The organism is Rhodococcus rhodnii NBRC 100604, assembly GCF_001894925.1.
GTDB lineage: Bacteria > Actinomycetota > Actinomycetes > Mycobacteriales > Mycobacteriaceae > Rhodococcus_F > Rhodococcus_F rhodnii.
This window is the reverse complement of the sequence record NZ_BCXD01000027.1, coordinates 1-25525: the sequence shown is the minus strand read 5'-3', so window position 1 is coordinate 25525 and position 25525 is coordinate 1. Positions and strand designations below refer to the sequence as shown.

The window sequence follows — 25525 nt, the reverse complement described above, 5'->3', positions numbered from 1 at the left end:
GGTCGAGCGTGTGACCACGAGCGTGCCCGACCTCCCCGTGCCGGTGCCTGTCCGCCGCCTCGCCGGGGACGCGACGATCGTCCCGGTGTGGCTCAACGACGTCGGCGGGGTGACGTACCGGATCGACGGGCCCGCTCCGCTGTACGTCAAGTGGCAGCCGCCGGGATGCGAGATCGATCTGCTCCGGGAGGTCGCCCGGCTCGACTGGGCGGGTGCGCTGACCACCGTGCCCGAGCCCGTCGAATGGGGCGAGGACGATACCGGGACGTGGCTCGTCACGCGCGGTCTCCCCGGCACGAGCGCGGTATCGCCCGAGTGGCTCACCGAGCCCGAGATCGCCGTGCGCGCAGTGGGTCTCGGGCTCCGTGCGTTGCACGAGCGGCTGCCCATCTCGTCGTGCCCGTGGGAGTGGAGTGTTGCCGGGCGCATCGCCGAGGCGCGCGATCGTGGACGGCACCCCGATATCGGGGAGCCGCCTACGATCGACCGGCTCGTCGTCTGTCACGGCGACGCGTGTTGTCCCAACACGCTTCTCGCGCAGGACGGCACCGTCCTCGGGCACGTGGATCTCGGCTCGCTCGGCGTCGCCGACCGGTGGGCGGACATCGCGGTCGCCGCGGCGAGCACGCGCCGGAACTACGGTCCCGGCTGGGAGGACGCGCTCGTCACGGCGTACGGCCTCGAACCCGACCGCGATCGGATGGACTACTACCAGCGGTTGTGGGACGAGACCTGACGGTCACTTCCGCGAGGTGCGGCGCAGCCGGGTGTTGACGAACTCGCCCATGCCCCACTTGCCGAGCTCGCGCCCGAAGCCGGAGCGCTTGACGCCACCGAACGGGAGCCCGGGCAGCGTCGTCCCGTGCTCGTTGACGTACGCCATGCCGACCTCGAGCCGATCGGCGATCTCCTTGGCGCGGTCGAGATCGGTGCTCCACACTGAACCACTCAGCCCGAAGCTCGTGTCGTTGGCGAGTGCGACGGCCTCGTCGACGCTGTCGACGGGGTAGACCATCGCGACCGGGCCGAAGATCTCCTCGCTGTAGGCGTCCATCTCGGGGGTGATGCCGCTCAGCACTGCCGGCCGCATGAACGCGCCGTCGCCGTCCACGGCGTCGCCGCCGGTGTGCAGCGAGGCGCCCTGCTCGACGGCCTTGCGGACCTGTTCGACGACACCGTCGCGTGCCGAGACCGACGACAGCGGTCCGACGTCGACGTTCTCGTCCGCGGGATCGCCGAGCGCCGAGCCCTCGAATCGTTCGGTGAGCCCGGCGACGAAGCGGTCGTGGACATCGCGCGGCACGATGAAGCGCTTCGGCGAGTTGCACGCCTGGCCGGTGTTGGACAGGCGTGCCGTCGCGGCGATGTCGAGCACGGAGTCGACGTCGGCGTCACCGAGGACGAGGAAGGCATCCGAGCCGCCGAGCTCGAGGACGGCCTTCTTGAGGTTCTTGCCGGCCGTCTCGGCGACCGACGCACCGGCTGCCTCGCTGCCGGTGAGGGAGACGCCCTGCACGCGCGGGTCGGCGATCATCGTCGCGATCTGATCCGTCGACGCGAACACGTTGATGTACGCATCGACGGGGACGCCGCCCTTGTGGAGCAGTTCCTCCATGAGCAGCGCCGAGGCGGCACAGATGCCCGCGTGCTTGAGCAGGATCGTGTTGCCGACCATCAGGTTCGGCGCGACGAAGCGCGCGACCTGGTAATAGGGGTAGTTCCAGGGCATGACGCCGACGAGCGGCCCGATCGGCTCGGTCTCGACGAGCGACTCCTGGGCGCCGGGAACATCGAGCGACTCGGGCTCGAGGAGGGCGGGGCCGTGCTCGCTGTACCAGCGGTAGATGTCGGCGGCCAGCTGGACCTCGCCGAGCGCTTCCTTCTTGCGCTTGCCCATCTCGGTGGTGATGGTGGCGGCGAGTTCCTCGGCGCGCTCCTCGTAGAGATCGGCGGTGCGCGCGAGTGCCTGGGCCCGCTCGGCGGGGGTGGCCGCGCGCCAGCCCTCGAACGCCGCCGTCGCACGGGCGAGCGCGTCCTCCACGCCCGCGTCGTCGAGGCTCTCGAAGGTCTGCAGGGTTTCTCCGGTGGCCGGGTTGGTGGTCGCGTAGGTGCTCATCCTTCGACCGTAACCGCCGAAGCGGAGCTCATGGGACAGTGTCGTGATGAAAAGCATTCAGTAGCAATACAGTTCGATCAAAGTGTACCGACGCGAGATATCGGGCCGGTAACGACGGTGCGCTCGGGCTCAGTCCGGGAGGTGGGGGAGCAGCGCATCGCACTGGATCGGAAGGCTGCGGAGTCGCGCTCCCGTCGCGTGCCACACCGCATTTCCCACCGCCGCCGCGGACCCGACGATCCCGATCTCGCCCGCGCCGCGTGAGCCCATCGGCGAGGCGACGTCGTCCGATTCGTCGAGCCACTGCGCGTCGATGTCCTCGATGTCGGCGTTGACCGGGAAGTGGTACTGCGCGAGGTCCGCCGTGACGATGTGCCCGAAACGGGCATCGCGTACCGAATGTTCCTGCAGTGCCATCGAAATTCCCATGATCATGCCGCCGAGGAACTGCGAACGGACTGTACGCGGGTTGATCACGCGGCCCACCGAATACACGCTGCGCATCCGCGGCACCCGGACCTCACCGGTGTCGGCGTCGACGCGCACTTCGACGAAGTGGGCCCCGAACGACGCCGGAGTCGTGCGCTCGAGCTGCGGCAGCTCGGGTGTGCGTGTCGTGACGGCATCGTCGATGTCCGGGTCGTCGCCGTACTTCGCGCGGAACTCCTCGGCGGCGGCGACGATCGTCGTGCCCCACGTCGCCGTGCCCGACGATCCGCCTGCGACGGCGGCGCGCGGCAGGGCGCTGTCGCCGATGTGGAGGGAGATGCGGTCGGGATCGACGCCGAGGGCGTCGGCGGCGATCGCGGTCAGGGCCGTCCATGCGCCCTGGCCGATGTCGGCCGCCGCCGTCGAGACCGCGTAGCGGCCCTCGGGCAGCGCGCGAATCGAGACCCGGGTGCCCGGATTGATCAGGTGCGGGTAGTACGCCGATGCCATGCCGGTGCCCACGAGCCAGCGCCCGTCGCGGCGCAGGGCCGGACGCGGATCGCGACCCTCCCAGCCGAAGACCTCAGCGCCGCGGCGCAGACACTCGACGAGGCGCCGAGACGACCAGGGATTGCCGCTCGCGGGATCGACCGGGGCGTCGTTGCGGATCCGCAGCTCGACGGGATCGATGCCGGCGGAATGAGCGAGTTCGTCGAGTGCCGTCTCGACGGCGAACATCCCCGGTGACTCGCCGGGGGCCCGCATCCAGAACGGGATGGGGACGTCGAGTGGGACCATGCGGTGCGTCGTACGCCGGCTCTCGGTCGCGTACACGCTGCGCGAGACGGTGGACGCGTTCTCCGCGAACTCCTTGACGCGCGCGGTCTGCGAGAACGAGTCGTGCGCCAGCGCGGTGAGCCGTCCGTCCGCGTCGGTACCGAGTTGCACGTGCGAGACCGTGGGGGAGCGGTACCCGACGATCTCGAACATCTGCCGTCGCGTGAGCGCGAACGTGACTGCACGGCCGGGGAGTTCGCGTGCGGCCATCGCCGCGAGGACGTTGTGAGCGTGCGGTGATCCCTTGGACCCGAAACCGCCTCCCACGAACGGGGATACGACGCGGACGTCGCCGGTGTCCATGCCGAGCACGCGGGCGACCTCGTACGAGACGCTGCTCGCGACCTGCGTCGAGTCGTACATCGTCAGCGTTCCGGAGTCCGGTTCCCACCGCGCGACGGTGGCGTGCGGCTCCATCGGATTGTTGTGTTCCTCGGGAGTCGAGTACCACTCGTCGACTCGGTGCACGGCGGCCGCGAGTGCGGCGTCGACGTCGCCGACGCTCTCGTCGACGGGGGTGACGCCGTTGAGATCGTCCGGCTCGTAGGCCGCGGGGTGATCGGCGAAGAAGGCCGAATCCTGTGTCCTGATGTCGTATTCGACCGTCACACGCGCGGCGGCGTCGGCGGCGATCTCGGGCGTCTCGGCGACGACCGCTCCGATCAGCTCGCCGTGGAAGTGGACCTCGATGTCCTGCAGCACCGCGAACTCGGCGTCGGACGTGTCGGCGAGGGCAGGGGCGTTCCACGGCGTGAGCACCAGCAGCACGCCGTCCATCGTGCGGACGGTGTCGACGTCCATCGTCGTCACGGTCCCCCGTGCGATCGTGGAGCGGATCGGCGCGAGATACGCACGCTCGCCGGCATCCTGCTCGTACGCGTACGGAGCCTCGCCACGCACCTTGAGCTCGCCGTCGACGCGCGGCCCGTCGGCGCCGACCCTGTTCCATCGGTGCACTGCGGTCACGACGCCAGCACCTCCCGCAACGTCGCGCGGAGTGTTCGCGCGGCGAGGTCGACCTTGAATTCGTTCCCCGGAACGGGGTGGGCCGCAGCGAGTTCCGCCGCGGCGGCTCCCCGCAGCAGGTCGTCACCGCTGTCGTCGCCGGCGAGCAGGAACTCCTCGGCGGCCCGGGCACGCCACGGCTTGTGGGCGACGCCGCCGAGCGCGATCCGCGCCGAGGTCACGCGGCCACCGGCGGTGGCGACCTCCGCCGCGACCGACACGATCGCGAACGCGTACGACGCGCGGTCGCGCACCTTGCGGTACGTGCCGACGGCGCCCGGGACCGGCGGCGGAAGCTCGACGGCGACGATCAGTTCGTCGCGGCCGAGGACGGTGTCGACGGCGGGCTCGTCACCGGGCAACCGGTGGAAGTCGACCACCGGAATCGTGCGCTGCCCGTCCGGCCCGACGACGATCACGACCGCGTCCAGCGCGGCGAGCGCCACTGCCATGTCGGACGGATTGGTGGCGATGCAGTGCCGGCTCGCGCCGAGGATCGCGTGATAGCGCGTGAACCCGCCGAGCGCACTGCACCCCGTCCCCGGCTCGCGCTTGTTGCACGGTGTCGACGAATCCTGGAAGTAGCCGCACCTGGTGCGCTGCATCAGGTTTCCGCCGGTCGTCGCGAGATTGCGGAGCTGCGGCGACGCCGCCGAGAGCAGCGCGCGCGCCAGCATCGGATACTCGCGGCGAACGTCCTCGTACGCCGCGACGTCGGCGCCGCGCGCCATCGCGCCGATGCGCAGCCCGCCGTCGCCGGTGCGGTCGATCTCGCCCAACGGCAGGCGCGTGACATCCACGAGCAGATCGGGTGCGGTGATGCCGAGACCGAGATGGTCGACGAGATTCGTCCCGCCCGCGAGGAATGCGGCGTTCGGTTCGGCCGTCATCGTCGCGACGGCGTCGTCGACGTCCGAGGCGCGGTGATAGCGCAGCGGCATCATCGCAGGTTCTCCCTCGAGGTGTCCTTGTCCCGGTTCGCCGTTGCAACGGAGCGCACGGCGTCGAGGATGCCGCGGTACGCGCCGCACCGGCAGAGGTTGCCGCTGAGTCGTTCGCGCAGTTCCTCGTCGGTCGGCTCGGGCGCCTCGGTGAGCTCCTCCGTGACGACCGACGGTGTGCCGCGCGACAATTCGTCGAGCATGCCGACTGCCGAGCACACCTGGCCCGGGGTGCAGTAGCCGCACTGCAGGGCGTCGTACTCGACGAACGCCGACTGGACGGGATGCAGGCCGCCCTCGGCGAGCCCGCGTGCCGTCGTCACCTCGGCGCCGTCGTGGGCGACGGCGAGCGACAGGCACGTCGTGACGCGGCGGCCGTCCTCGAGGACGGTGCACGATCCGCACTGGCCGTGCCCGCAGCCCTTCTCGACCGACGTGACCGCGAGGCGATCGCGCAGGGCGTCCAGAAGCGTCGTGCGGTTGTCGACTGTGATCTCGTGGCGTTCGCCGTCCACGGTCAGGCTGATGGGGGTCCGGTACTGCTCGCTCGAACTCGAGAACTCCGTCACGTGGTGACCTCCCCGGTCGGGTGCTGACGACGTTACGCGGACAGTGTGGGGCGATGGGGTCAGTCGGCGGGCCGGGGCAGATCACGGGGCGTGTCGACGTCGTGCGGATCGCCCGTCCCGGTGCAGTCGACCTCGACGACGAGCGACGGATGCGCCCGCAGGTGGTCGCGGGCCCCGACGTCGCCGTGCGCGCTCTCGCGCACCGGTTCGAGCACCGCGCGGCCGAACGCGATGGGGTGGCCCCGCGTGCCGTCGTAGGTCGCGGCCGCGACCGCGGCGCCGCGCCGGGCCGCGTCGAGCACCCGGGCGACGGCGTCGGGCCCCAGCCACGGCAGGTCCACGAGTGTCACGACGAGGGCGGCCACGTCGCGGGCGAGAGCGGCGTCGATCGCGGTGCGCAGCGACGATCCCATGCCGGACTCCCAGTCAGGGTTGTGGACCACGTCCGCGCCGGCGACCTCGAGCGGGGCAGCGCCGCTCACGACGACGATCTCGTCGCATCCGCCGTCCCGAAGCAGTGACGCCGCGCGGTCCACGAGCCGTTCACCGTCCAGTCGCACCAGCGCCTTCGGCCCGCCGAACCGGCGGCCCGCACCTGCGGCGAGGACGGCGCCGACGACCGCCCGGCCGGCCCCAGGGTCAGCGATGGATTGCGACATCGGTCGCGTGCAGCGGTGCGCCGGTGCCGCCGCGGCGCGCCGCGACGACTCCGGACAGGATCGACAGTGCCGTCTCGCGTGGTGTCACCGCGGCGAGGTCGAGGCCGACGGGAGAGGCGATCCGGGCGATCGCGTCGTCGGGGACGCCGCGCTCGCGCAGCGCGTCGATCCGGGCGCGATGGGTCGCGCGGCTGCCGATCGCGCCGACGAAGAACGCCGCTGTCGTCGCGGCGTGCGCGAGCACCGGGACGTCGAACTTCGGATCGTGGCTCAGTACGACGATCGCCGTCCGCGCGTCGACGTCCGCCGCGGCGACGAACTCGTCCGGGCGCGCGCACACCACCCGATGCGCGTGCGGGACGCGCTCGGCTGTCGCGAACGTGGGCCGCGCGTCGCACACCGTCACGGTGTAGCCGGTGGCGGCCGCGAGAGCGGCGAGCGTGTCCGCGATGTCGACGGCTCCGACGACGAGCAGGGCGGGCCGCGCCGCGAACCGCAGGACGAGGGCGTCGCCGCGCACCTCGGCGGTGTCGTCGGGCAGTCCCGGATCGCCGGGCTCCACGTGGCCGCCGTCGCGCGACAGCACGAGCGTCGCGGCCCGGCCGTCGTCGAGAGCAGCCAGCGTCTCGCCGATCGCAGCGCGCGCCGCCGGTGTGATGACGGGCTGGAGCCGGATCTCCATCGTCCCGCCGCACGTCGGGCCGACGCCGAAGATCCCGTCGTCGGGGCCGTAGCCGACGGTGAGCGCCTCGCCCTCGTCCACCGCGCTCGCGGCACGCGCGACGAGATCGGCCTCGACGCAGCCGCCCGACACCCCGCCCAGCACCGCCTCGTCGCGCGAGACGGCCATCGTCGTCCCGATCGGCCGGGGCGCCGACCCGTAGAGGTCGACGACCGTCGCGAGCGCGAACGATGCGTCGCGGCTCAGCCACTGTCGTAGCGCAGCGGTGTAGGAGTGCATGCCTCGATTGTGCGGCGAGGACGGCGCGGACGCCCGGGCCGGGGCCGCTCCGCCGAGATCCGGTCCGCGTCGCCGGGCAACTCTGTCGTCGACTCGGGCATTCGCACAGCCTGCCGATGAGTTCGGTGTAAGGCGAGTGTTAGGCGCCCACGCGATGCTGACGGCCGACGGAACGACTATCGACGGAGGCACGTGCGAATCCCGACCGAACTGCAGGTGGTCGCCATCGACGACGTCGCTGTCGATGTGCGCACCCTCGAATTCGCCACCACCGACGGCACGCCGTTTCCGGAATGGGAACCGGGCGCGCACATCGCCCTCGAGGTGGGTGAATTCCGACGGCAGTATTCCCTGATCGACGGCTCCGGTGACCGGTGCAGAATCGCGGTGCTCCGCGACCCGCACAGTCGCGGCGGATCGGAATACCTGCACACCCGCGTCCGGGTGGGCGATCGGCTGCCACTCGGGTCGCTGGCGAACGATTTCGTCTTCGCCCCGCGGCCGGTCACCTTCGTCGCCGGCGGCATCGGCATCACCCCGATCCTGCCCATGATCGACGAGGCGCTCGGCCGCGGTCTGGAGGTCGATCTGCACTACGGCGGCCGCGACCGCGCGCACATGGCCTTCCTGGACCGGATCACCGGCCTGACCGGGCATCCCCGGTTCGCGGCGGTCGTCACCGGAGACGACGTGGACGGCCCGATCGACGTCGCCGCGGCGCTCGCCGCACGGCCGGACGAGGATCCCGTGTACTGCTGCGGACCGGCCGGCCTGATCGACGCGGTGCGGGGCGCGGCGAACGGCCGGACGGTGTATTCGGAGCTCTTCCGCGCCGATACCGACACCGCGGGCGCCGAATTCTTCGTGACGATCGGCGAACGCGGTGATCCCATTCCCGTGGCCGCGGAATCCACCCTGCTGGACACGCTCCGCGATCGGGGATACGACCTTCCTTCCTCGTGCGAGGAAGGCACCTGCGGAACCTGCGAAATCCCGGTCCTCCGCGGAGACATCGACCACCGCGATCACGTCCTCGGAGAATCCGAGCGCCGCGCGGGCGACACGATCATCCCGTGTGTCTCCCGCGCGCCCGGCGTGCTCGCCATCGAACTCTGACTCGGCCAGAAAAGGAATCCCTCATCGTGCCCGGAGAAACTTTCACCGACTATTTCCATGTCGTCGCGGAACGGTCCGAAGTCCGGCCCGAGCAGATCGCTCTGGGGTATCTCACCGAGGACGGCTCCGCGCTGGCCGCCGAGGAATGGACGTACGGCGAACTGATCGCGCGCAGTCGTTCCGTGGCCGCGCGACTGCGTGAGGAGATGGCGGAGGGCGAGCGGGCGATGCTGCTCTATCCGCCCGGCCTGCCGTTCGTGGCAGCCTTCCTGGGGTGCCTGGCCGCCGGCGTCGTCGCGGTGCCCGCGCCCCTGCCCGACGGCCGCGACAAGGCTCAGGATCGGCTGGCCGGCATCGTCAGCGACTCCGGCGCCCGGGTGGTGCTCACCGAGTCGTCGATCGCCCCGATCGTCGACGGCTGGGCACGGACGCTGCCCAGCCCGGTGCCCACCCTCGTCACCGACGGTCTCGATCTCGCCGTAGGCGCGGCCTTCACGCCCGTCGCCGCCGACGCCGCCGCACCCGCCTTCCTGCAGTACACGTCCGGATCCACGAGCGCGCCCAAGGGTGTCGTCGTCACCCACGGCAACCTCGTCGACAACGAGGTCGAGATCGGTCTCGCGCTGGAGACGGACGCCTCGATGTCCATGGTGAGCTGGCTCCCGCAGTTCCACGACATGGGACTGATCGGGATGTTGCTGCATCCGCTGTTCCAGGGGGGAACCGGCCGCTTCCTCTCCCCGATCACCTTCGTCAAGCGGCCCGTCACCTGGATTCGGGCACTGTCGGCGTACCGCGCCACCGTGTCGGTGGCGCCGAACTTCGCCTTCGATCTCGTGGCGCGGCGGTGCTCGGCCGACGATCTCGCGGGACTCGACCTCTCGACGGTGCGGTCCATCCTCAACGGCTCCGAGCCCGTCCAGTGGGAGTCGATCGCGCGGTTCACCGCTCTGCTCGCACCGCGGGGCCTGCACGAGCACGCGGTGATGCCGGTCTACGGGCTGGCCGAGGCCACGCTCTTCGTCACGGGCACCACGCCGTCGAGCCCCGCCGTGCGCACGGTGGTCGACGCCGACGAGCTCGCGGCGAACCGCATCGCCCCGGTGCCCGCGGACAGCCCACACGCCCGGGTACTGGTGGGCAGCGGACACCCGCGGCGGCTCGAGGTGCTGGTCGTGGACGAGGACGGTGTCCCGGCGGCCGACGGCCGGGTCGGCGAGATCTGGGTGCGCGGCGGCGGCGTGGCCGCCGGCTACTGGAACATGCCCGAGCTCTCGGCCGCCACCTTCGACGCCACACCGGTGGGCGGCACGGGCGGCTGGCTCCGCACCGGGGACCTCGGCGCGTCCGTGGATGGCGAGCTGTTCGTCACCGGACGCACGAAGGACGTGATCATCGTCAACGGGCGCAACCTGTACGCGCACGACATCGAGGCGGCCGCCAGGGCCGCAGCACCCGCGCTGGCCCGGGGCGTGGGCGCGGCTTTCGCCGTCGGCTCCCCCGAGCGCCTTGTGCTCGTGCACGAGCTGCGCCCGGAGCACCTCGGCGACGCCACGCTCGACGACGTGACCGCGGCCGTCAGGTCGGCCGTCTTCGCCGAGTTCTCCGTCCCTCTCACCGAACTCGTGCTGGTGGCCAAGGGCGTGGTGGCCCGCACCACGAGCGGCAAGATCCGCCGCACCCACATGCGCGCTGCACACGAAGCCGGCACCATCGCCCGGCTGGAGCAGGCATCGCAGCCGGAGGTGGCTCGGTGACGCGCTCGATCGTGGCGGCCCGGTTCCCGGCCGTCGAGGCAGTCGAGGACGCCCTCGGCGACGCGCGCGATCCGTCGAACCCACTCGGGTTCGACGCGCTCGGCGCACTCGACCGGATCGACGGCTTCCCGGACGACGCGGTGCGTGTCCTCGACGAGCTCGGTCTGGCCGAGCACTACGTTCCCGCAGGAGACGGCGGCCGGCTCACCGACTACGTCGAACTGTCCTGGATCATCCGTGCGCTGGCGCGACGCAACGTGACCCTGGCCGTGGCGCACGGCAAGACCTTTCTCGGTGCGGCGACGGCGTGGATCGGCGCGGCACCCGAGCAGCGCGCCCGGATCTCGGAGCTCGTGCGCGCCGGTGAGCTGGGGCCTGACGGAGCGCGCACACGGTTCGGATCTGCTGGCCGGCGACGTCGCGCTCGAGGCGGGGGCCCTCACCGGAACGAAGTGGCTGATCAACAACGCCACCCGCGGCGGTGCCGTGGTGGCGATCGCGCGCACCGCGCCGGAGGGCGGCCCCCGCGGATTCGACCTGGTGCTCGTGGAGAAGTCGGTGGCCGTCACCGAAAGCGGCGAGCCCGCCTACCGTTCCCTGCCCAAGGAACGGACCCACGGCATCCGCGGCGCCGACATCTCCGGGATCGAGTTCCTGGACGCCCCGATCACCGCCGGCGACGTGATCAGCGCACCGGGCCGCGGGCTCGAGAACGTCATGAAGGCCCTGCAGCTGACCCGCGCGCTGTGCTGCAGCCTCTCCCTCGGTGCGGCGGACCGTGCCCTGCACACCGCCGTCGGATTCGCGGAATCCCGAGTGCTGTACGGGCGTTCGCTCGTCGACCTGCCGCAGGCACGTCGCGTGCTCGCCGACGCGTTCGCCGATCATCTGCTCAACGAGGCCACGACGCTGGCGGTGCTGCGCTCCGTCCATTCGCTGCCCGGCGAGCTGTCGGTGCACGCCGCCGCGGCGAAGTTCCTCGTGCCCACGCGCACCGAGGCGCTCCTCGCGGCGCTGCGCGGCTTCGTCGGCGCGCGGGCGATCCTCGATCCCGACCACGCCGACGCGCCGCCGCTGACCCGTACCGAGCGCGATCACCGGATCGTCTCGCTGTTCGACGGCAACACGGTGGTCAACCTGACCTCGCTGATCGCGCAGTTCCCGATGCTGGACCGCACCGGTCTCCCGGCCGACTCCGTCCGGATCGTGGGTGAGGCCGAGCCCGCCGATCTGTCGAGGCTCTCGCTGCTCAGCCGCACCGGTTCGACGATCCTGCGCATGCTGCCGAACGCCGTCGAGCAGCTCGCGGGGTCCGGTGTTCCGGACGAGGTCGCGGCGTTGGGCCACCGGCTGGCCGGCGCGGCCCGCCGGGTACTCGACGACGCCGCCCGCGCGGAGCGGAACCCCGCCGACATGCCCGATGCCAACTTCGCCGTGGCGGAACGGCTCGCGGCCGCGATCGCCGGTGCGGCGGCGGTGCACGTGCACCTCGCCCACTCCGGCGCGATCGATCCCGCGCTGGCCGCGAACGCCCTGTGGCTGCGGCTCGCGCTCACCCGCGCGCTCGCAGCCGTCGACCCGTCGGCACCGACCACCTGCCCCGCCGCCGTGCACGACGACGCCGTCGCCCATCTGCGCCACCGCAACGCGGCGGACCGCGGCTTCGGCCTGTACGCCCCGAACGGAGAGACCGCATGACCGCCGTCGCCGCACCCCTCACGCCCGCCGTCCTCGACGAGGCGCTGGGCGACCCGTTCGACGCGGGGAATCCGTTCGGGATGGACGCGATCCTCGCGGCCGACGCCGCGGGCGTGCCACTGGCATCCGCCCATGCGCTGCTCCGTGATCTCGGCGTGCAGCGGCTGTTCGTGCCCACCGAGCTCGGTGGCGCACTGGACTCCGTGCCCGATCTGATCGCCGCGCTGCAACCCGTGTTCGCCCGGGATGCCGGACTGGGACTGGGATTCGGGGTGACCACGCTGATGGCCGCGCTCAACGTGTGGCACAGCGGCGACGACGAGCTGCGGCGCCGGGTCGCCGGTGTGGTGCTCGCGGGTCACCCCGTCTCGGTGGCGTACCACGAGCTCGACCACGGAAACGACCTCGCGTCCAACGATCTTCGTGCGGACCGCACCGCGAGCGGATACGCGCTCACCGGCCGCAAGGAGGTCGTCAACAACGCGGCACGGGCGGCTGCCGCGGTGGTCTTCGCGCGCACGTCCGAGAAGCCCGGCCGCAGCCACTCCCTGTTCTACGTCGACCTCGACGAGGCCGCGAGCACCGCGACCCGGCTCGACCGGTTCCGCACCACCGCGCTCGACAGTGTGCAGCTCGGCGGATTCGCCTTCGACGCGCATCCGGTGGCGGAGTCCGCGCTGATCGGCGCGGAGGGCAAGGGAATCGAGATCGCCCTGAAGTCGTTTCAGGTGAGCCGCGTGGTGATGGCCTCCGCGGGACTGGGGCCCGTGGATCTCGCGTTGCACACCACCGCGTCCTTCGCGCGGCAGCGTGTGGTGTTCGGCCGGCCCGTCGATGAGATCGCGCACGCTCGAACGAATCTCGCGATCGCCCAGTCGTTGTTGCTCGCGGTCGAGGCCGCCGTCGACGAGGCGGCCGCGTCGCTGCACACCGCTCCGGAAGCCGCGGGGGCCCGGGCGGCGGCGGTGAAGTACGCCGCGCCGCTTCTGCTGGAATCGGCGATGGAGCATCTGGCCGTCGTGCTCGGCGCGCGGTTCTATCTGCGCACCGGGCCGTTCGCGGTGTTCGGCAAGCACTACCGCGATCTGGCACCGGTGGGCATCGGGCACGCCGGGAGCACCTCGTGCCTGCTCTCCCTGCTACCGCAGATCCGGCAACTGCTCCGCGAGGACGCGGGTACTCCCGTCGCGGCCCGGCCGGACGATCTGGGCCACCTGGACCTCTCACGGTTGTCGCTGCGCACCGGATCTCCGGACCCCGTGATCTCCGCGATCCCGCACGCATCGCCGCTCACCGGACCCGAGGGGGCCGATCCGGCGGCCGAGGCAGCGGAGCGGCTCGACCGGCTGCGGGCCGCAGCGGCGGCGCTGCCCGCGTCGGCGCTCGGCGTCGCCGCACCCGCCGAGGCCTTCGACGTGGCCCACGAGTACGCGATCACCTTCGTCGCCGGTGCTGCACTCGCGGCCCGCGAGCGCGATCGGTCCCCGTTCGCCGATGCCTGGGTACGGATCGCGCTCGCCGCGGTGCACAACCACCGCCGTGCCCGTCCCGCCGTCGCACCCGCCGATGTCGCGGTCGTGGCCGACCGCATCGGCCGGCACCTCGACGACGGCCGGTCGCTGTTGCGCGACGGGCGCCCGGTCTGCCGGTCCATGCCCGCCCTCTAGTCCCCGAACCGACACTCAGCCAAGGAGAATCCTCATGACCGCACCCGCCCTGGACGACTGGCTCGCCGAGAAGATCGCCGGGTACCTGTCCGTCACACCCGAGTCCGTCGACCGCGACCGCAGCCTGGCCGACTACGGCCTCGACTCCGTGTACGCGGTGACCCTGTGCGGCGAGATCGAGGACGAGTTCGGCCTCGTGGTCGAGCCGACGCTCGCGTGGGACCACCCGACCGTCAACGCGATGTCCGATCATCTCGAGACCCTGCTCGGCTCCGGGGTCTAGGCAGCAATGGAGATCGACGTCGCCGGCATGGCGTGCCGGCTCCCCGGCGCACCCGATCTGGATGCGTACTGGGACCTGCTGATCCACGGACGCCACGGCATCCGCGAGGTCCCGGCGGATCGCTGGCCGGTCGGCGAGTTCTCGTCCGCCACGCAGGTTCCCGGCAAGGCCAACACGCGGCGTGCCGGTTTCATCGAGGCACCCGAACGGTTCGATCACGCCTTCTTCGGCATCGCGCCGGTCGAGGCCGCTGCCCTCGACATCCAGCAGCGGCTGGTCCTCCAGAGCGCGTATCACGCCCTCGAGGACGCCGGAATCGATCCGCGGCGACTCCACGGCTCGGCGACGGGCGTCTTCGTCGGCGTCATGTCGAGCGACTGGGGCGCGCTGCACCTGACCGACTACGCGGGGATGACACCGCAGCGCGGCGTCGGCAACGGCTATTGCATGCTGGCCAATCGTGTCTCGTACGCCCTCGACCTCGTGGGCCCGAGCATGTCGGTGGACACCGCCTGCTCCTCCTCGCTCACCGCGATCCACCTCGCCTCGAACGCCCTGCGCGCGGGCGAATGCGATCTCGCGATCGTGGCCGGCGTGAACCTGATGCTGACGCCCGCGCTGTCCATCTTCTACACGCAGGCCGGGCTCTCCGCCGAGGACGGCCGCTGCCGGCCGTTCGCCGGATCGGGCGGTGGCATCGGGCGCGGCGAGGGCGTGGGTGTGGTGGTGCTGCGTCGCGCCGAGGACCGTCCGGACGATGCTCCCGCGCCCTATGCCGCGATTCGCGGCAGCCACGTGTGCCAGGACGGGCGCAGCAACGGGATCACCGCGCCCAGTCGGCGCGGTCAGGAGCGCGCGGTCTCTCGTGCGCTGCGCAGCGCCGGGATCGACGGTGCCGAACTCGATTTCGTGGAGGCGCACGGCACCGGCACCGCGCTGGGTGATCTCATCGAGGTGCAGGCTCTCGGCGCCGTGTGCGGGCAGCGGGGCGGCCGCGCCCCACTCGTGATCGGCTCGGTGAAGGGCAACATCGGCCATGCCGAGGGCGCTGCGGGGATCGCCGGGTTCATCAAGGCGAGCCTGGCCGTGTATCACCGCACCGTGCCGCCCAGCCTGTTCGGCGACGACGAGAATCCCGCGCTCGGCTTGGCCGGACGTGGGTTGCGGCTCGCCGCCTCGGCCGAGAAGCTCTCGTCCGGTGATGTTCTCGGTGGTGTCAGCAGCTTCGGTCTGGGTGGCACCGACACCCATGTCGTGATCGGCTCGGTCCCCCGGAAGCGGCGCCCGGCTCGGCCCGGTGGCCTCGGCGTGCTCACCCTGTCGGGCAACGACGGTGCCGCGCTCGAGCGCAACCTGACCGCACTCGTCGACGGCTTCGGCAGTGGTGATCACTGGGCTCGCTACTGCTATTCGTCGAACCGGGTCAAAGCGGCCGGCGTACAGCGGCTCGCGCTGGTCGCGCACACCGTCGAGGAGGCCCGCGCCGAGGCCGAGGTGGCCCGGCACCGGCTCGCCCGGCACGAAGGGCGGCCCGCGCGCAGTCGGCGACCACGCATCGCGTTCGTCTTCACCGGCCAGGGTTCGCAGTACCGGTCGATGGCCCTCGCGCTGCGCGCCGACGTCCCCGCGTTCGCTGCGGCGCTCGACCGCGCCGACGCACTCCTGGCACCCGCCTTCGGCGGATCGATCCTCGCGGCGATCGAATCGGGCGTCGACCACCGCGGCCGCCCGCTCGACGACACGGCCGTCGCCCAGCCCGCCCTGTTCGCGGTGCAGCTCGCGTTGACCGAGGCCTTCGCAGCGCACGGCGTCCGGCCCACCGCGGTGCTGGGACACAGCGTCGGCGAGATCGCGGCCTGCGTGGCCGCGGGCATCCTGTCGGTTGCCGACGCCGCCGCACTGGTGGTGCTGCGCGGCGAGCACATGGGCGCGTTGCCGGCCGGCGGCACGATGCTGGCCGCTCGCCTCGCCGCCGACGATGCGGCCGAGTTCGCCACCGGCGCAGTGTCGCTCGCCGCCGTCAACGGACCGGAGAGCGTTGTCTTCTCGGGCCCCACCGAGGAGATCGAGGCCGTCGCCGACCAGCTCACCGAACGCGATGTGAAGGTCCGCCGACTGGTGGTCTCGCACGCGTTCCACTCCGCCGCGATGGAGCCCGCGGCCGACGAACTGGCAACGCGCGCACCGGTGCCCGCGACCCCGGAGCCGAAAAGCCCCGTCTTCGTGTCGACCCTGGACGGTGCCGTGACCGCAGCCGAGTCGGTCACGGGTGACTACTGGCGGCGCCAGCTCCTCGCCGGGGTCGCCTTCCACGCCGGCACACGGACACTGGCCGAATCGGGAACGACGCATGTCGTGGAGATCGGCCCGCAGGCGACGCTGCTCGGCCTGATCGCAGCGGCCGACCTGGTTCCCGGTGCGCTGCGCGTCGCGCCCGTCCCGGGCTCCTCGGCCACCGGAATCGATTTCGCCGGTGCACTCGCGCAGCTGTGGCAGAGCGGCGTCGAGGTCGACTTCGCGCCGCTGTACGGCGAGCGCAACCGGGTGCTCGGCCGTATCCCGGCGTACGCCTTCGCCGACGACGAGCGCTGGTTCGCCTCCGCTGCCACCACCGGCCGAACCGGTTCCGTCGTCGCGACCGCGACCCCGATCTCTGCCGCGCCGCAGGTAGTCGATCGGACCGCTGTGAGCGGGGACGAGACGACCGACGCCGTTCGGTACGCCGTGGTCCGGGTGCTCGCCGATGTCGGCGGGCATCGGACCGATGCGCTCCGCCCCACCGCCGATCTTCGCGACGACCTCGGCTTCGACTCGGTGCAGGCGATGCAGTTCGCCGACCGCATCGTCGCGGAACTCGGCATCCCGGAGATCGACCCGGTCGCGATGGCCGACAGCCACACCGTCGGCGATCTCACGCGGCTCGTCCTCACCCAGCTCGCCGTCACCTCAGCCCGAAGAGAGGGAGCATGAACCGCCCCACGCACATCCTGGCAACCGGCACCGCGCTGCCCGGCGATCCGATCGACAACGCCGCGTTGTGTGAGGTGATCGGCGCCCAGCCCGAGTGGATCGACCTGTTCGTCGGCACCAGGACCCGGCACTTCGCCGTCGACCTCGACACCGGCCGGCAGACGCACAGCCTCACGGACATGGCGACCGACGCGGCTCGGCAGGCGATGAGCCGGGCCGATGTGACTGCCGCCGACATCGGCTTCCTGGTGCTGGGTACCGCGACGCCGGACCACCTCATGCCGACCACGGCGAACCTGGTCGCCGATGCGCTGGGGCTCGACCGCATCCCGACGTTCCAGCTGCAGTCCGGGTGTTCCGGCGCGATCGCCGCGTTCGATCTGGGCATCCGCATGCTCGACGACGAGCGACAGCTGGGTCTGGTGATCGGTGCCGACGTGTGCGCCAAGCACCTGCGGATCGATCGTGATGCCAGCACCGCGATGTCGCCGTCCGAACTGATCAACTTCGTCCTGTTCGGCGACGGCGCGGGAGCCGCGGTGCTCTCGCACGACGACGACGGGGCGCAGCTCACGATGCGCTCGCTGATCAACCGGTTCGCCGGGCTGGGCCGGGCTCCCGCGCAGCAGATCGAGTGGTTCGGGCTCGCCGATCGGCACCTGGACGGGCCCGCGCTCGACGAGGACTACAAGGCCATCGAGCAGTGGGTGCCGTCCCTGTCCCGGGACGTGCTCGGCGACGTCGTCGCAGCGGCAGGGCTCGCCGCCGACGACGTGGAGTACCTGCTGCCGCCGCAGCTGAGCGGCCGGATGACGACACGGGTCGTGCAGCAGATGGCGCCCGCCGCGGGCACCCGTGAGATCTCGGTCGTGGCCGATACCGGCAACAACGGAAATGCGCTGCCGTTCCTGCAGATCGACGCACTCGCGAACGAGATCCGGCCGGGTGAGCGTGCGGCGGTCGTGACCATCGAGTCCAGCAAGTGGATCGAGGGCGGCATGGTCCTGGAAGGGGCGTCGTGACCGCAACGGTCGACACCGGCCGCGAGCCGAGCGCACCCGCTGCGGCGCGGGCGATGCGCAAGCAGCCGCCGGTCGGCGGGCGGCAGGCTCTTGCTGCCGGATTCGCGGATCTGGTGCCGCTGCTCGCGGAGGCCGGTGACGACGACGTGATCCGCACCGGCACCGTGCTCCGCCATCTCGAACTGGGTGATGTCGATCCGGCGGTGACCACCGCGCGGCTCGCGGTCCTGGGCACGTCCACGACGGGTCCGCTGCAGGCGCCGCTGCTCGGCGCCCTCGCCTCGCGCGGGATCGCGGGACGCGTCACCCTCGGCGATCACGACGGCATGATCGCCGAGTTGCTCACCCCGGACAGCCCGTCGCTCGCCGACGATCCGACCGCGGTGGTGCTGCTTCCGGACGGCGACGCGGTGTTCCGGTACGCCCCGGTGCCGTTCACGACCGATTCGGCCGTCGCCGCACTGGACGAGACGGTCGATCAGCTCCTCGACGCTATCCGTGCGTTCCGCGCGCGCTCGTCGACGCCGGTGATCGTGCCCACCCTGCTGTTGCCGCCCGAGCGCTCGGCGCTGCTGCTCGATCTCCCGGGCCGCGCCCGACTCTCGGCTGCCTGGCATCGCGCCAACGCACGGCTGCTGGACGCGACGGAGACCGTCCCGGGACTGATCGCGGTGGATCTGGGGCAGATCGCTTCCTACGCGCCGGCGACGGCGACCGATCCGCGTCTCGCCGCGTACACCCGGACGCTGTTCACCGAGCCGCTGCTGCTGGGGTACGCCCGGCAGGTCGCCGCTGCGGTGGCCGCACTGCAGGGCAGGACGGCCAAGTGCCTCGTGCTCGACCTCGACGGAACCACCTGGGGCGGTGTACTCGCCGACGACGGCCCGCGCGGCGTGGTGAGCGGCGAGGGCCGGCTGGGCGAGGCCTTCGCCTGGGTGCAGGACGCTGCGCGGCAGTTGTCCGCGCAGGGCGTGGTGCTGGCGATCGCATCAAAGAACGACGGCGCCGCGGTCCGCGCCGCGCTGGCCGAGCACCCCGGGGTGCGGGTGAGCGAGCAGGACTTCGCGGTGGTGGCCGCGGACTGGAATCCGAAGCCGGGCAACATCGCCGGCATCGCGGCGACGCTCGGCATCGGACTCGAGTCACTGGTCTTCGTCGACGACAACCCGTCCGAGCGGGGGGCCGTGCGTGCGCATCACCCCCACGTGCGCACGGTGGCGGCCGATCCCGACGATCCCTCGCTCACCGTGCCCGCGCTGCTGCGGGACGGGGCCTTCACCACCCTGCGGATCACCGACGAGGACCGCCATCGCCCCGCGCGGTATCGCGCCGAGGCGGACCGGACCAGCTTCCGGCAGTCGGTGGGCGCCGTCGAGGACTACCTCGCCGGGCTGCGCACCGAGGTCGTCGTGGCCGCTGCCGAGGACACCGACGTCGATCGTCTCTCGCAGCTCACGCTGCGCACCAACCAGTACAACCTCACCACGCACCGGATGGACTCGGATGCCGTGCGGGCCTTCGCCTGTCGTCCGAACACCCTCGTCACGACGGTCCGCTGCACCGACCGGTTCGGCGATCACGGGCTGGTCGGTGCGCTGTTCGCCGAGATCGCAGGCGGTGAGTTCCGCATCGTGAACTTCGCGATGTCGTGCCGGGTGCTCGGCCGCGGGGTGGAATCGGCCGTGCTGCGCGCCGCGCTCGCCGAGGGCGCCCAGCGGGGCGCCCGGGTCGCCGTCGGCACGTTCGTCCGGACCGCGAAGAACGAGCGCGCGGTCGGTTTCTTCGCCGCCTCGGGATTCGCCGTGGACGGCGACGACGAGACCACCCGCATCGGGGGCCGCACCGTCTTCCGTCGCACCCTCGCGACCCTTCCCGATCCGATCCCGCACCTGACCGTGAACACCGAGAGGCAGACGCCGTGAACGCCGAAGAATTCCACGAACTGGTCGTCGACGAGATCGGCCTCGACATCGCCGTCGCCGATCTGACCGTGCCGCTCGACGACGTGCCCGACTGGGACTCGGTGTACCTGCTGAAGCTGGTCACCGCGATCGAGGAACGCACCGGCGCTTCGGTGGTGGTGTCGGCGCTGCTCGACGCTCGCACCCTCGACGACATCCGGCAGGCCGTCGCGGCATGACCGAGACCGTGATCGGACCCGTCCCCGCCCGCCGGCGACACACCCTGGCCTTCCTGCGGGCGATCCGCGGTGACGCCCCCGTCCACCTCGCCACCGAGGTGGACGTCTCGGAGCTGCTGGAACGGCGGGCGGCGGCGTCGCGGCGGTACTCGTACGTCACCTACGTCGTCGCCGCGCTCGGCGCCACCCTGGCGAAGCACCCCGAGGCCAACGTCGCGATCGGCGGGCCGTGGTTCGCGCCCCGCCTGGCCCGGTTCGCGACGGTCGACGTCAAACTCGCGCTGGACAAGACCGACGGGGGCGTGCGGCACGTGGCGTCCGCCGTGTTCCCGGACGTCGAGGCGGCCACCCTCGACGAGATCCAGGATCGAGTCGACCGGCTGCGCGACACCCCGGCCGCCGAGCTCGACGAGTTGGCGGGATCGCGACTGCTGGACCGGCTTCCGCCGTTCCTGGGCGGCGTCGCCTTCGCCGTGGCGACACGGCTGGACCGGCGTCCCGCCACGCTCGGCACCGTCGCGCTCTCGAGCCTGGGCCACGCCGACGTCACCGCTTTCCATTCCGACGGCGGCACCGCCGTCACCGTCGGGCTCGGTGCCGTGCGGCAACGCCCGGTGGCGGTCGCGACCGGTGCCGGACACGAGGTGGCGGTGCGGCCCGTGCTGCCGCTGAGCCTGACGTTCGACCACCGCGCCCTCGACGGTGCCGCGGCCGCCGACGTGCTCACCACTCTCGCGGATCTGCTGGCGCACGGAGGTTGTCGTGCGTGACGCCGCCCTGCCTTTCGCTGCCGCGGTGCCGATTGCCGACGACCTGTTCCTGGCGCGTACCGACATCCGGGACGTGGCCGCTCCGCCGGCGTCGCACCGCGCACTCGTGCGGCTGCTGGACTGCGACTACCCGCGATGGGCGGCATCGACGTCCGAATCCTTCCGCGCCCGGTTCGCCGCCACTCGCCGATTCGCGAAGGCCGCGGTGGCCGGGGTCGCCGGCGTGGACGTGGACGACATCGCGCTCCGCCGGGACCGGGCCGGCAGGCCCCTCTTCGTGACCCGCGACGGCGTCGCCGCGGTGGCCGACGCGAATCTCTCGCACACCGGCGACGCGGTCGTGGTCGCGGTCAGCACACGCGGACGCGTCGGGGTCGACATCGAGGCGGCGCGGCGCCGACTGGACCACGGCGGCTTCGCCGGCGCGATCTGTCATCCCGACGAGTTGCGCCGCTATCACCGCTGCGGTCACGCCGGCCGCAACCGCATGCTGCTCGAGGTGTGGACGTGGAAGGAGGCCACCACCAAGGCGATGGGCACCGGCCTCGCCACCGCGTTCCCGTCGCTGCGCACCGATCCGGAACGCCGCACCGTGCACGCGCCCCGCGGCGAACGCTGGCGGGTGTACACCGCACCCGGCGACGGCCACCACGTGGCGATCGCTCGCCGCAGCGAGGAGGACCTCTCGTGCACGAACTGACCGAGCGCGCCGAGCTGGTACGCCTGCACAGCCGCGCCCAGGGCCTCTCGGTCGCGGCCACCGAGCGCGTGCTCGCCCGCATCGACACCCTCGACGACGGCCCCACCGGCTGGTCCACGGTGTGGGCGGAGGACGCCCGGCGGAGCGCCGCCGCCGGCCGCACCCCGGACGCAGTGGCCCGGTACAACCTGGCCCGCTTTCCCTTCCCGCACACCCCGGACGGTCGTGCGGCGCACCGCCGTTGCGTCGATCTCGCGGCGGACCTGCTCGCCCGCCGGGGCGCCGCCCGGATCGAGGTGGACGGCACCGCTGCCTGGCACCTCCCCGCGCCGGACGCCGCCGACGCGCCGCGCTTGCTGGTGGTGTGCGGCGGCATCGTGAGCATCAAGGAGCAGTGGATCGGGCTCGCCGGTCTGGCACGGCGGATGTCGATGGGGCTGTTGCTGACCGAGCTCCCGGGCGTGGGGGAGAACTCGGCTCGGTACGGGGCCGATGCCGGTGCCCGGTTCGGCGCGCTGCTCGACGCCGCCGCTGCGCGCGAACGGTTCTCGGCGGCCTTCGCCCTCGCCCTGAGCTTCGGCGGCACCGTCGCACTGCATGCGGCGGCCGCGGATCGGCGGATCGGCGGCGTCGCCTCCGTGGGCCCACCGGTCCGGCACTTCTTCGAGGACATGCAGTGGTGGAGTCGCGTCCCGCAGACGACGAAGGACGCCCTGGCCGTGACCACCGGTGTCGCGGAACGCGACCTGCCGGCGGCGCTGCCCGCGCTGGCGCTGACCCGGGGACAGCTCGGCGACGTGCGGATCCCGGTGACGTCGGTCGCCAGCCTTCGGGACGAGATCATCCCTGCGGCAGACCCGATCGTGCTGCGCGAGGAACTGCCCGACGTGCGGGTGGTCGCCTTCGACGACGTGCACGGATCTCCCGCGCACCTGCTGGACACGCGACTGCTCACGATGAGCGCACTCGCCGCGTTCGCCTCCCCACCGCGGCCCCTCCTGGGTCGCGCGGCCCGGGCCGCCCTCCGGGTGCGGCGTTCGGAGCGCAGTCTCGTCGGCGATCGAGAAGGGGCCCACCGGTGACCACACTCCTGTGCTTCCACCACGCCGGCGGCGCCGGTACCACCTTCCGGTCGTGGCAGAACGACGCCGCCGGTTCGGATCTCGCGGTGGTGGCCGCACAGCTTCCCGCCACGCGTCCGCTGACCGGCCGCCGTGTGCACACCGACACCGCCGCGCTCGTCGAGCACCTGGTGCAGACCCACGCTGCCGAGCTGCGGGGACCGCACGTGCTCTACGGCCACAGCATGGGCGGACTGCTCGCCTATCTCGTGGCCCGGCGGATCGGGGGAGATCCGGCGTTCGCCGCGTCGTCGGCGCTCGTCGTGGCGGCCAGCTGGTCGCCGCGGATGCGGCCGTCGATCGACGTGGACGCGCTGACCGACACCGAACTGGTCGATCTGCTGATCGAGATCGGCGGCATCCCCGCCGATCTCGTGGCCCGGCGCGAGTGGCTCGCGCCGATGCTGCCCCTGCTGCGCGACGATCTGCGGATGTGCGGCGGCTACCGGCACGATCCCGTCGCCGACCGGGTGACGGTGCCGCTGCACGTGATCGGTGCCGAGGGCGACCGGCTGGTTCGCCGGGAACAGACCGACGGCTGGGCGGCGCTCGGCACGCCCGTCACCATCGAGTACCGCGAGGGCGGTCACTTCTTCGAGACGGATCCCCAGGGGCTGCGCAGCCGCGTCTTCGAGATCGCCCGCGCTGCAGCGGAACCCGCCTGACCTCGACGGCATGCGTCCGGCCTCGGGCCGGTCAGAGTTCGGCGTCGGCCACCGGGGGGAGCAGCGCGAGCACGTTGATCGCCAGCGAGAAACCTGCGAACCCGAGCACCCAGGAGGTGCGGACCCCGGCGACGGCGAGCAGGGCGGTGGTGCCGCCGTACAGCCCGATCTTCACGGCGTACCGGGCGGCGGCCACGTCGACGGGGGCCTTGGGCGCCGCGAACAGCCCCCACAGCACGCAGGCCACCACGACCGCGCCGATCGCGGCCGCCCAGCCGACCGGCCCCCGCCCGGCCAGGCGCCACACCGCGTGGCCGAGCGCGCCCATGAGCACGACCTCGCTGACGAACAGCAGCAGGCTCACGGTCCAGACGTACACCGTGGTCACGGTCGAGCCTCAGTCAAGGTCATGCTCGCGCCGCTCCCGTTCGGCTGTGGTCGGCGGCACGACCTCGAGCCAGCGGCGCAGGGCCGCCGACGCGGGGTTCGCCGCATCGGTGAGCGCGTAGTAGACGGGCGTCCAGATCCGGCGCTGCACGGGCGGCAGGTGGTCGACGATCCGGTACACCAGACGCCGCACCACGGCACCGAGACCGCGGAGCTCGAACAGGTGCTCCTGGCGCAGCTGCGTGGCCCTGGCCGCGTCGACGTGCGGGCGGCGCAGCTCCGCGAACCGCAGAGCTGCGGCGTCGGCAGTGGCCGGGTCGACGGCACCGGGCGCCGTCGCCGCGCGCAGTTCGTCGGTCAGCACCAGCGCGTCGACGATCGCGTTGTTCACGCCCTGCGCGAGGACGGGCGTCATGGTGTGCGCGGCGTCGCCGATCAGCACCAGCCCGGGCACACTCCACCGCTCCGCCTCGGTGGTGAAGATGTCCAGCATCGACGTGTCGCGCCAGCCGGTGACCTCGGCGCGCAACGCGTCGGACAATTCCGGGACCGCCGCGGCGACCTGATCCCGGAAGGCGTCGAATCCGCGTTCGCGAACGTCCCGGATTCCGCCCTGCGGGATGTTCACACCCAGCCGGACCATATCGGGAACCGTGGGAATGCACACCACGTGATCGGACCGATTGATACGCACGTGGTAACGGTCGGAATCCCATTCCGATGGCGCGGTCACTTTCATCCAGAGAAAGTCGCGCGCCAGCATGTTCTTGTCGTATTCGATATTCGCGATGTCGCGAACGGTGCTGTACCGGCCGTCGGCGGCGATGGTCAGACCGGCCGTGATCAGCCGTTCGTCGCGGCCCGCCTGGTATCGGACGCCGGCCACCCGGCCGCCGTCGAATTCGAGCGCGGTGACCTTGGCGCCGAAGCGTACGTCGACCGTGCCGGGTGTCTCCGGAGCGCACGCGACGGCGTGCACCGCGGCGAGGAGGGTGTCCTGGGGAATCTCGGCAGGAAGCTCGAGTCCCGGGAGAAGCCGATCGAAATCGACTGTGAGAACACGTGACCCGTCGTCGGTGATGGTGGTTCCGAGAACCGTGCGCATCGCGCCGTCCGGCACCTGCGCGAGCACTCCGAGGTCGCGGAGGATGCGGACCGAGTCGGGCGAGACGGACTCGCCGCGGAAGGATCGGCGCAAGCCTGCGGCCTTCTCCAGTACTGCCACGTCGAAGCCCGCCCGCGCCAGCAGCGTCGCGGTGAGCATGCCCGCGGGGCCCGCCCCCACGACCAGGAAATCCACGTCCGTCATGTATGCCCTTCCTCGATGTGAGGACGACGTTATGACGGATTCCTAATCCGCCACTAATTCGCTGCTCACGAGGTGATGACAGGCCCGTCCCGCGCTCGAGAAACGGCCCTAGACTGCGCCGCATGACGGAAATCGACGCTCCGGATCAAGCCCGGAAATGCCCTTACTCCTATCCGTTTCCCCGGCCGTCCACGCTCGGCGTGTCCGAGCTCTACGAGGAGATCCGGGAGACCCCCGGCACCGCCGAGGTGAATCTTCCGTCGGGTGATCGGGCGTTCATCGCCACCCGGTACGACGACGTGAAGACGGTGCTCGGCGACAAGCGCTTCTCCCGGGCCGCCACGCTGCAGCCCGGCGCGCCGCGCCTCGGTCCCGCGCCGCAGAATTTTCCCACTCTGCTTAC

General features: G+C 71.8%; 22 protein-coding genes and 1 pseudogene. 15 read left to right on the top strand and 8 right to left on the bottom strand.

The window, feature by feature from the left end; genetic code table 11:
* Positions 1-10: 10 nt before the first annotated feature.
* Positions 11-736, top strand: a complete 726-nt coding sequence (locus tag RR1_RS17625; protein WP_010838742.1) for an aminoglycoside 3'-phosphotransferase — start codon at positions 11-13, stop codon at positions 734-736.
* A 3-nt stretch (positions 737-739) separates the two neighbouring features.
* On the opposite strand, the gene RR1_RS17620 is transcribed toward RR1_RS17625, so the two are convergent.
* From RR1_RS17620 to RR1_RS22065, 6 genes are all read right to left on the bottom strand, one after another.
* The gene (locus RR1_RS17620) at positions 740-2116 is read right to left on the bottom strand and encodes an NAD-dependent succinate-semialdehyde dehydrogenase (protein ID WP_040773752.1); all 1377 of its coding nucleotides are present in this window, start codon (positions 2114-2116) and stop codon (positions 740-742) included.
* A 129-nt stretch (positions 2117-2245) separates the two neighbouring features.
* Positions 2246-4348 carry a xanthine dehydrogenase family protein molybdopterin-binding subunit gene (locus RR1_RS17615; protein ID WP_010838740.1) on the bottom strand — a complete coding sequence of 701 codons (2103 nt, stop codon included), beginning with the start codon at positions 4346-4348 and terminating at the stop codon, positions 2246-2248.
* Complete coding sequence (locus RR1_RS17610) at positions 4345-5331, bottom strand: FAD binding domain-containing protein (protein ID WP_010838739.1); 987 nt, start codon at positions 5329-5331, stop codon at positions 4345-4347. The genes RR1_RS17615 and RR1_RS17610 overlap by 4 nt, the downstream gene beginning before the upstream one ends.
* Positions 5328-5897 (bottom strand): 2Fe-2S iron-sulfur cluster-binding protein, encoded by a 570-nt coding sequence (locus tag RR1_RS17605; RefSeq protein ID WP_010838738.1) that lies wholly within the window; start codon positions 5895-5897, stop codon positions 5328-5330. The genes RR1_RS17610 and RR1_RS17605 overlap by 4 nt, the downstream gene beginning before the upstream one ends.
* Positions 5898-5956: 59 nt before the next feature.
* Positions 5957-6556 (bottom strand): nucleotidyltransferase family protein, encoded by a 600-nt coding sequence (locus RR1_RS17600; RefSeq protein WP_072713730.1) that lies wholly within the window; start codon positions 6554-6556, stop codon positions 5957-5959.
* The gene (locus tag RR1_RS22065; RefSeq protein ID WP_010837451.1) at positions 6537-7517 is read right to left on the bottom strand and encodes an XdhC family protein; all 981 of its coding nucleotides are present in this window, start codon (positions 7515-7517) and stop codon (positions 6537-6539) included. The genes RR1_RS17600 and RR1_RS22065 overlap by 20 nt, the downstream gene beginning before the upstream one ends.
* Positions 7518-7709: 192 nt before the next feature.
* On the opposite strand from RR1_RS22065, the gene RR1_RS22060 reads away from it, so the two are divergent.
* From RR1_RS22060 to RR1_RS17530, 13 genes are all read left to right on the top strand, one after another.
* Positions 7710-8633 carry a PDR/VanB family oxidoreductase gene (locus RR1_RS22060; protein ID WP_010837452.1) on the top strand — a complete coding sequence of 308 codons (924 nt, stop codon included), beginning with the start codon at positions 7710-7712 and terminating at the stop codon, positions 8631-8633.
* 26 nt (positions 8634-8659) lie between these two features.
* Positions 8660-10390, top strand: coding sequence for a fatty acyl-AMP ligase (locus tag RR1_RS17585; protein ID WP_010837453.1), 1731 nt, complete (start codon positions 8660-8662; stop codon positions 10388-10390).
* A 363-nt stretch (positions 10391-10753) separates the two neighbouring features.
* A complete protein-coding gene (locus RR1_RS22055) occupies positions 10754-12088 on the top strand; it encodes an acyl-CoA dehydrogenase family protein (protein WP_010837454.1) in 1335 nt (444 codons plus the stop codon).
* Positions 12085-13755, top strand: coding sequence for an acyl-CoA dehydrogenase family protein (locus tag RR1_RS17575; RefSeq protein WP_010837455.1), 1671 nt, complete (start codon positions 12085-12087; stop codon positions 13753-13755). Before RR1_RS22055 ends, RR1_RS17575 begins: the two co-directional genes overlap by 4 nt.
* 34 nt (positions 13756-13789) lie before the next feature.
* Positions 13790-14038, top strand: a complete 249-nt coding sequence (locus tag RR1_RS17570) for an acyl carrier protein (protein WP_010837456.1) — start codon at positions 13790-13792, stop codon at positions 14036-14038.
* A 6-nt stretch (positions 14039-14044) separates the two neighbouring features.
* Complete coding sequence (locus RR1_RS17565; protein WP_010837457.1) at positions 14045-17008, top strand: type I polyketide synthase; 2964 nt, start codon at positions 14045-14047, stop codon at positions 17006-17008.
* Positions 17005-18030 carry a 3-oxoacyl-ACP synthase III family protein gene (locus RR1_RS17560; RefSeq protein ID WP_010837458.1) on the top strand — a complete coding sequence of 342 codons (1026 nt, stop codon included), beginning with the start codon at positions 17005-17007 and terminating at the stop codon, positions 18028-18030. Before RR1_RS17565 ends, RR1_RS17560 begins: the two co-directional genes overlap by 4 nt.
* Positions 18027-19952 carry an HAD-IIIC family phosphatase gene (locus tag RR1_RS17555; protein ID WP_010837459.1) on the top strand — a complete coding sequence of 642 codons (1926 nt, stop codon included), beginning with the start codon at positions 18027-18029 and terminating at the stop codon, positions 19950-19952. The genes RR1_RS17560 and RR1_RS17555 overlap by 4 nt, the downstream gene beginning before the upstream one ends.
* Positions 19949-20170: an acyl carrier protein gene (locus RR1_RS17550; RefSeq protein WP_010837460.1), complete on the top strand. Its 222-nt coding sequence runs from the start codon at positions 19949-19951 to the stop codon at positions 20168-20170. The genes RR1_RS17555 and RR1_RS17550 overlap by 4 nt, the downstream gene beginning before the upstream one ends.
* Positions 20167-20940: a 2-oxo acid dehydrogenase subunit E2 gene (locus RR1_RS17545; protein ID WP_010837461.1), complete on the top strand. Its 774-nt coding sequence runs from the start codon at positions 20167-20169 to the stop codon at positions 20938-20940. The genes RR1_RS17550 and RR1_RS17545 overlap by 4 nt, the downstream gene beginning before the upstream one ends.
* Positions 20933-21640 carry a 4'-phosphopantetheinyl transferase family protein gene (locus RR1_RS17540; protein ID WP_010837462.1) on the top strand — a complete coding sequence of 236 codons (708 nt, stop codon included), beginning with the start codon at positions 20933-20935 and terminating at the stop codon, positions 21638-21640. Before RR1_RS17545 ends, RR1_RS17540 begins: the two co-directional genes overlap by 8 nt.
* Positions 21628-22722 carry an alpha/beta hydrolase gene (locus RR1_RS17535; protein WP_010837463.1) on the top strand — a complete coding sequence of 365 codons (1095 nt, stop codon included), beginning with the start codon at positions 21628-21630 and terminating at the stop codon, positions 22720-22722. The genes RR1_RS17540 and RR1_RS17535 overlap by 13 nt, the downstream gene beginning before the upstream one ends.
* Positions 22719-23426: a thioesterase II family protein gene (locus RR1_RS17530; RefSeq protein WP_010837464.1), complete on the top strand. Its 708-nt coding sequence runs from the start codon at positions 22719-22721 to the stop codon at positions 23424-23426. Before RR1_RS17535 ends, RR1_RS17530 begins: the two co-directional genes overlap by 4 nt.
* Positions 23427-23457: 31 nt before the next feature.
* Here RR1_RS17530 and RR1_RS17525 read toward each other — a convergent pair whose 3' ends face one another.
* Positions 23458-23814 (bottom strand): DUF2568 domain-containing protein, encoded by a 357-nt coding sequence (locus RR1_RS17525; RefSeq protein ID WP_010837465.1) that lies wholly within the window; start codon positions 23812-23814, stop codon positions 23458-23460.
* 9 nt (positions 23815-23823) lie between these two features.
* Positions 23824-25122, bottom strand: coding sequence for an FAD-dependent monooxygenase (locus RR1_RS17520; RefSeq protein ID WP_010837466.1), 1299 nt, complete (start codon positions 25120-25122; stop codon positions 23824-23826).
* Positions 25123-25244: 122 nt separating this feature from the next.
* On the opposite strand from RR1_RS17520, the pseudogene RR1_RS17515 reads away from it, so the two are divergent.
* Positions 25245-25525 (top strand): annotated as a pseudogene (locus tag RR1_RS17515) (hypothetical protein); the annotation flags it as partial.

What these genes read in the sequence shown, in the direction of transcription:
- RR1_RS17520 (WP_010837466.1), bottom strand. Translation starts at nt 25,122, where the DNA reads ATGACGGACGTGGATTTCCTGGTCGTGGGGGCGGGCCCCGCGGGCATG.
- RR1_RS17565 (WP_010837457.1), top strand. Translation starts at nt 14,045, where the DNA reads ATGGAGATCGACGTCGCCGGCATGGCGTGCCGGCTCCCCGGCGCACCC.
- RR1_RS17575 (WP_010837455.1), top strand. Translation starts at nt 12,085, where the DNA reads ATGACCGCCGTCGCCGCACCCCTCACGCCCGCCGTCCTCGACGAGGCG.
- RR1_RS17545 (WP_010837461.1), top strand. Translation starts at nt 20,167, where the DNA reads ATGACCGAGACCGTGATCGGACCCGTCCCCGCCCGCCGGCGACACACC.
- RR1_RS22065 (WP_010837451.1), bottom strand. Translation starts at nt 7,517, where the DNA reads ATGCACTCCTACACCGCTGCGCTACGACAGTGGCTGAGCCGCGACGCA.
- RR1_RS17560 (WP_010837458.1), top strand. Translation starts at nt 17,005, where the DNA reads ATGAACCGCCCCACGCACATCCTGGCAACCGGCACCGCGCTGCCCGGC.
- RR1_RS17570 (WP_010837456.1), top strand. Translation starts at nt 13,790, where the DNA reads ATGACCGCACCCGCCCTGGACGACTGGCTCGCCGAGAAGATCGCCGGG.
- RR1_RS17610 (WP_010838739.1), bottom strand. Translation starts at nt 5,331, where the DNA reads ATGATGCCGCTGCGCTATCACCGCGCCTCGGACGTCGACGACGCCGTC.
- RR1_RS17620 (WP_040773752.1), bottom strand. Translation starts at nt 2,116, where the DNA reads ATGAGCACCTACGCGACCACCAACCCGGCCACCGGAGAAACCCTGCAG.
- RR1_RS17600 (WP_072713730.1), bottom strand. Translation starts at nt 6,556, where the DNA reads ATGTCGCAATCCATCGCTGACCCTGGGGCCGGCCGGGCGGTCGTCGGC.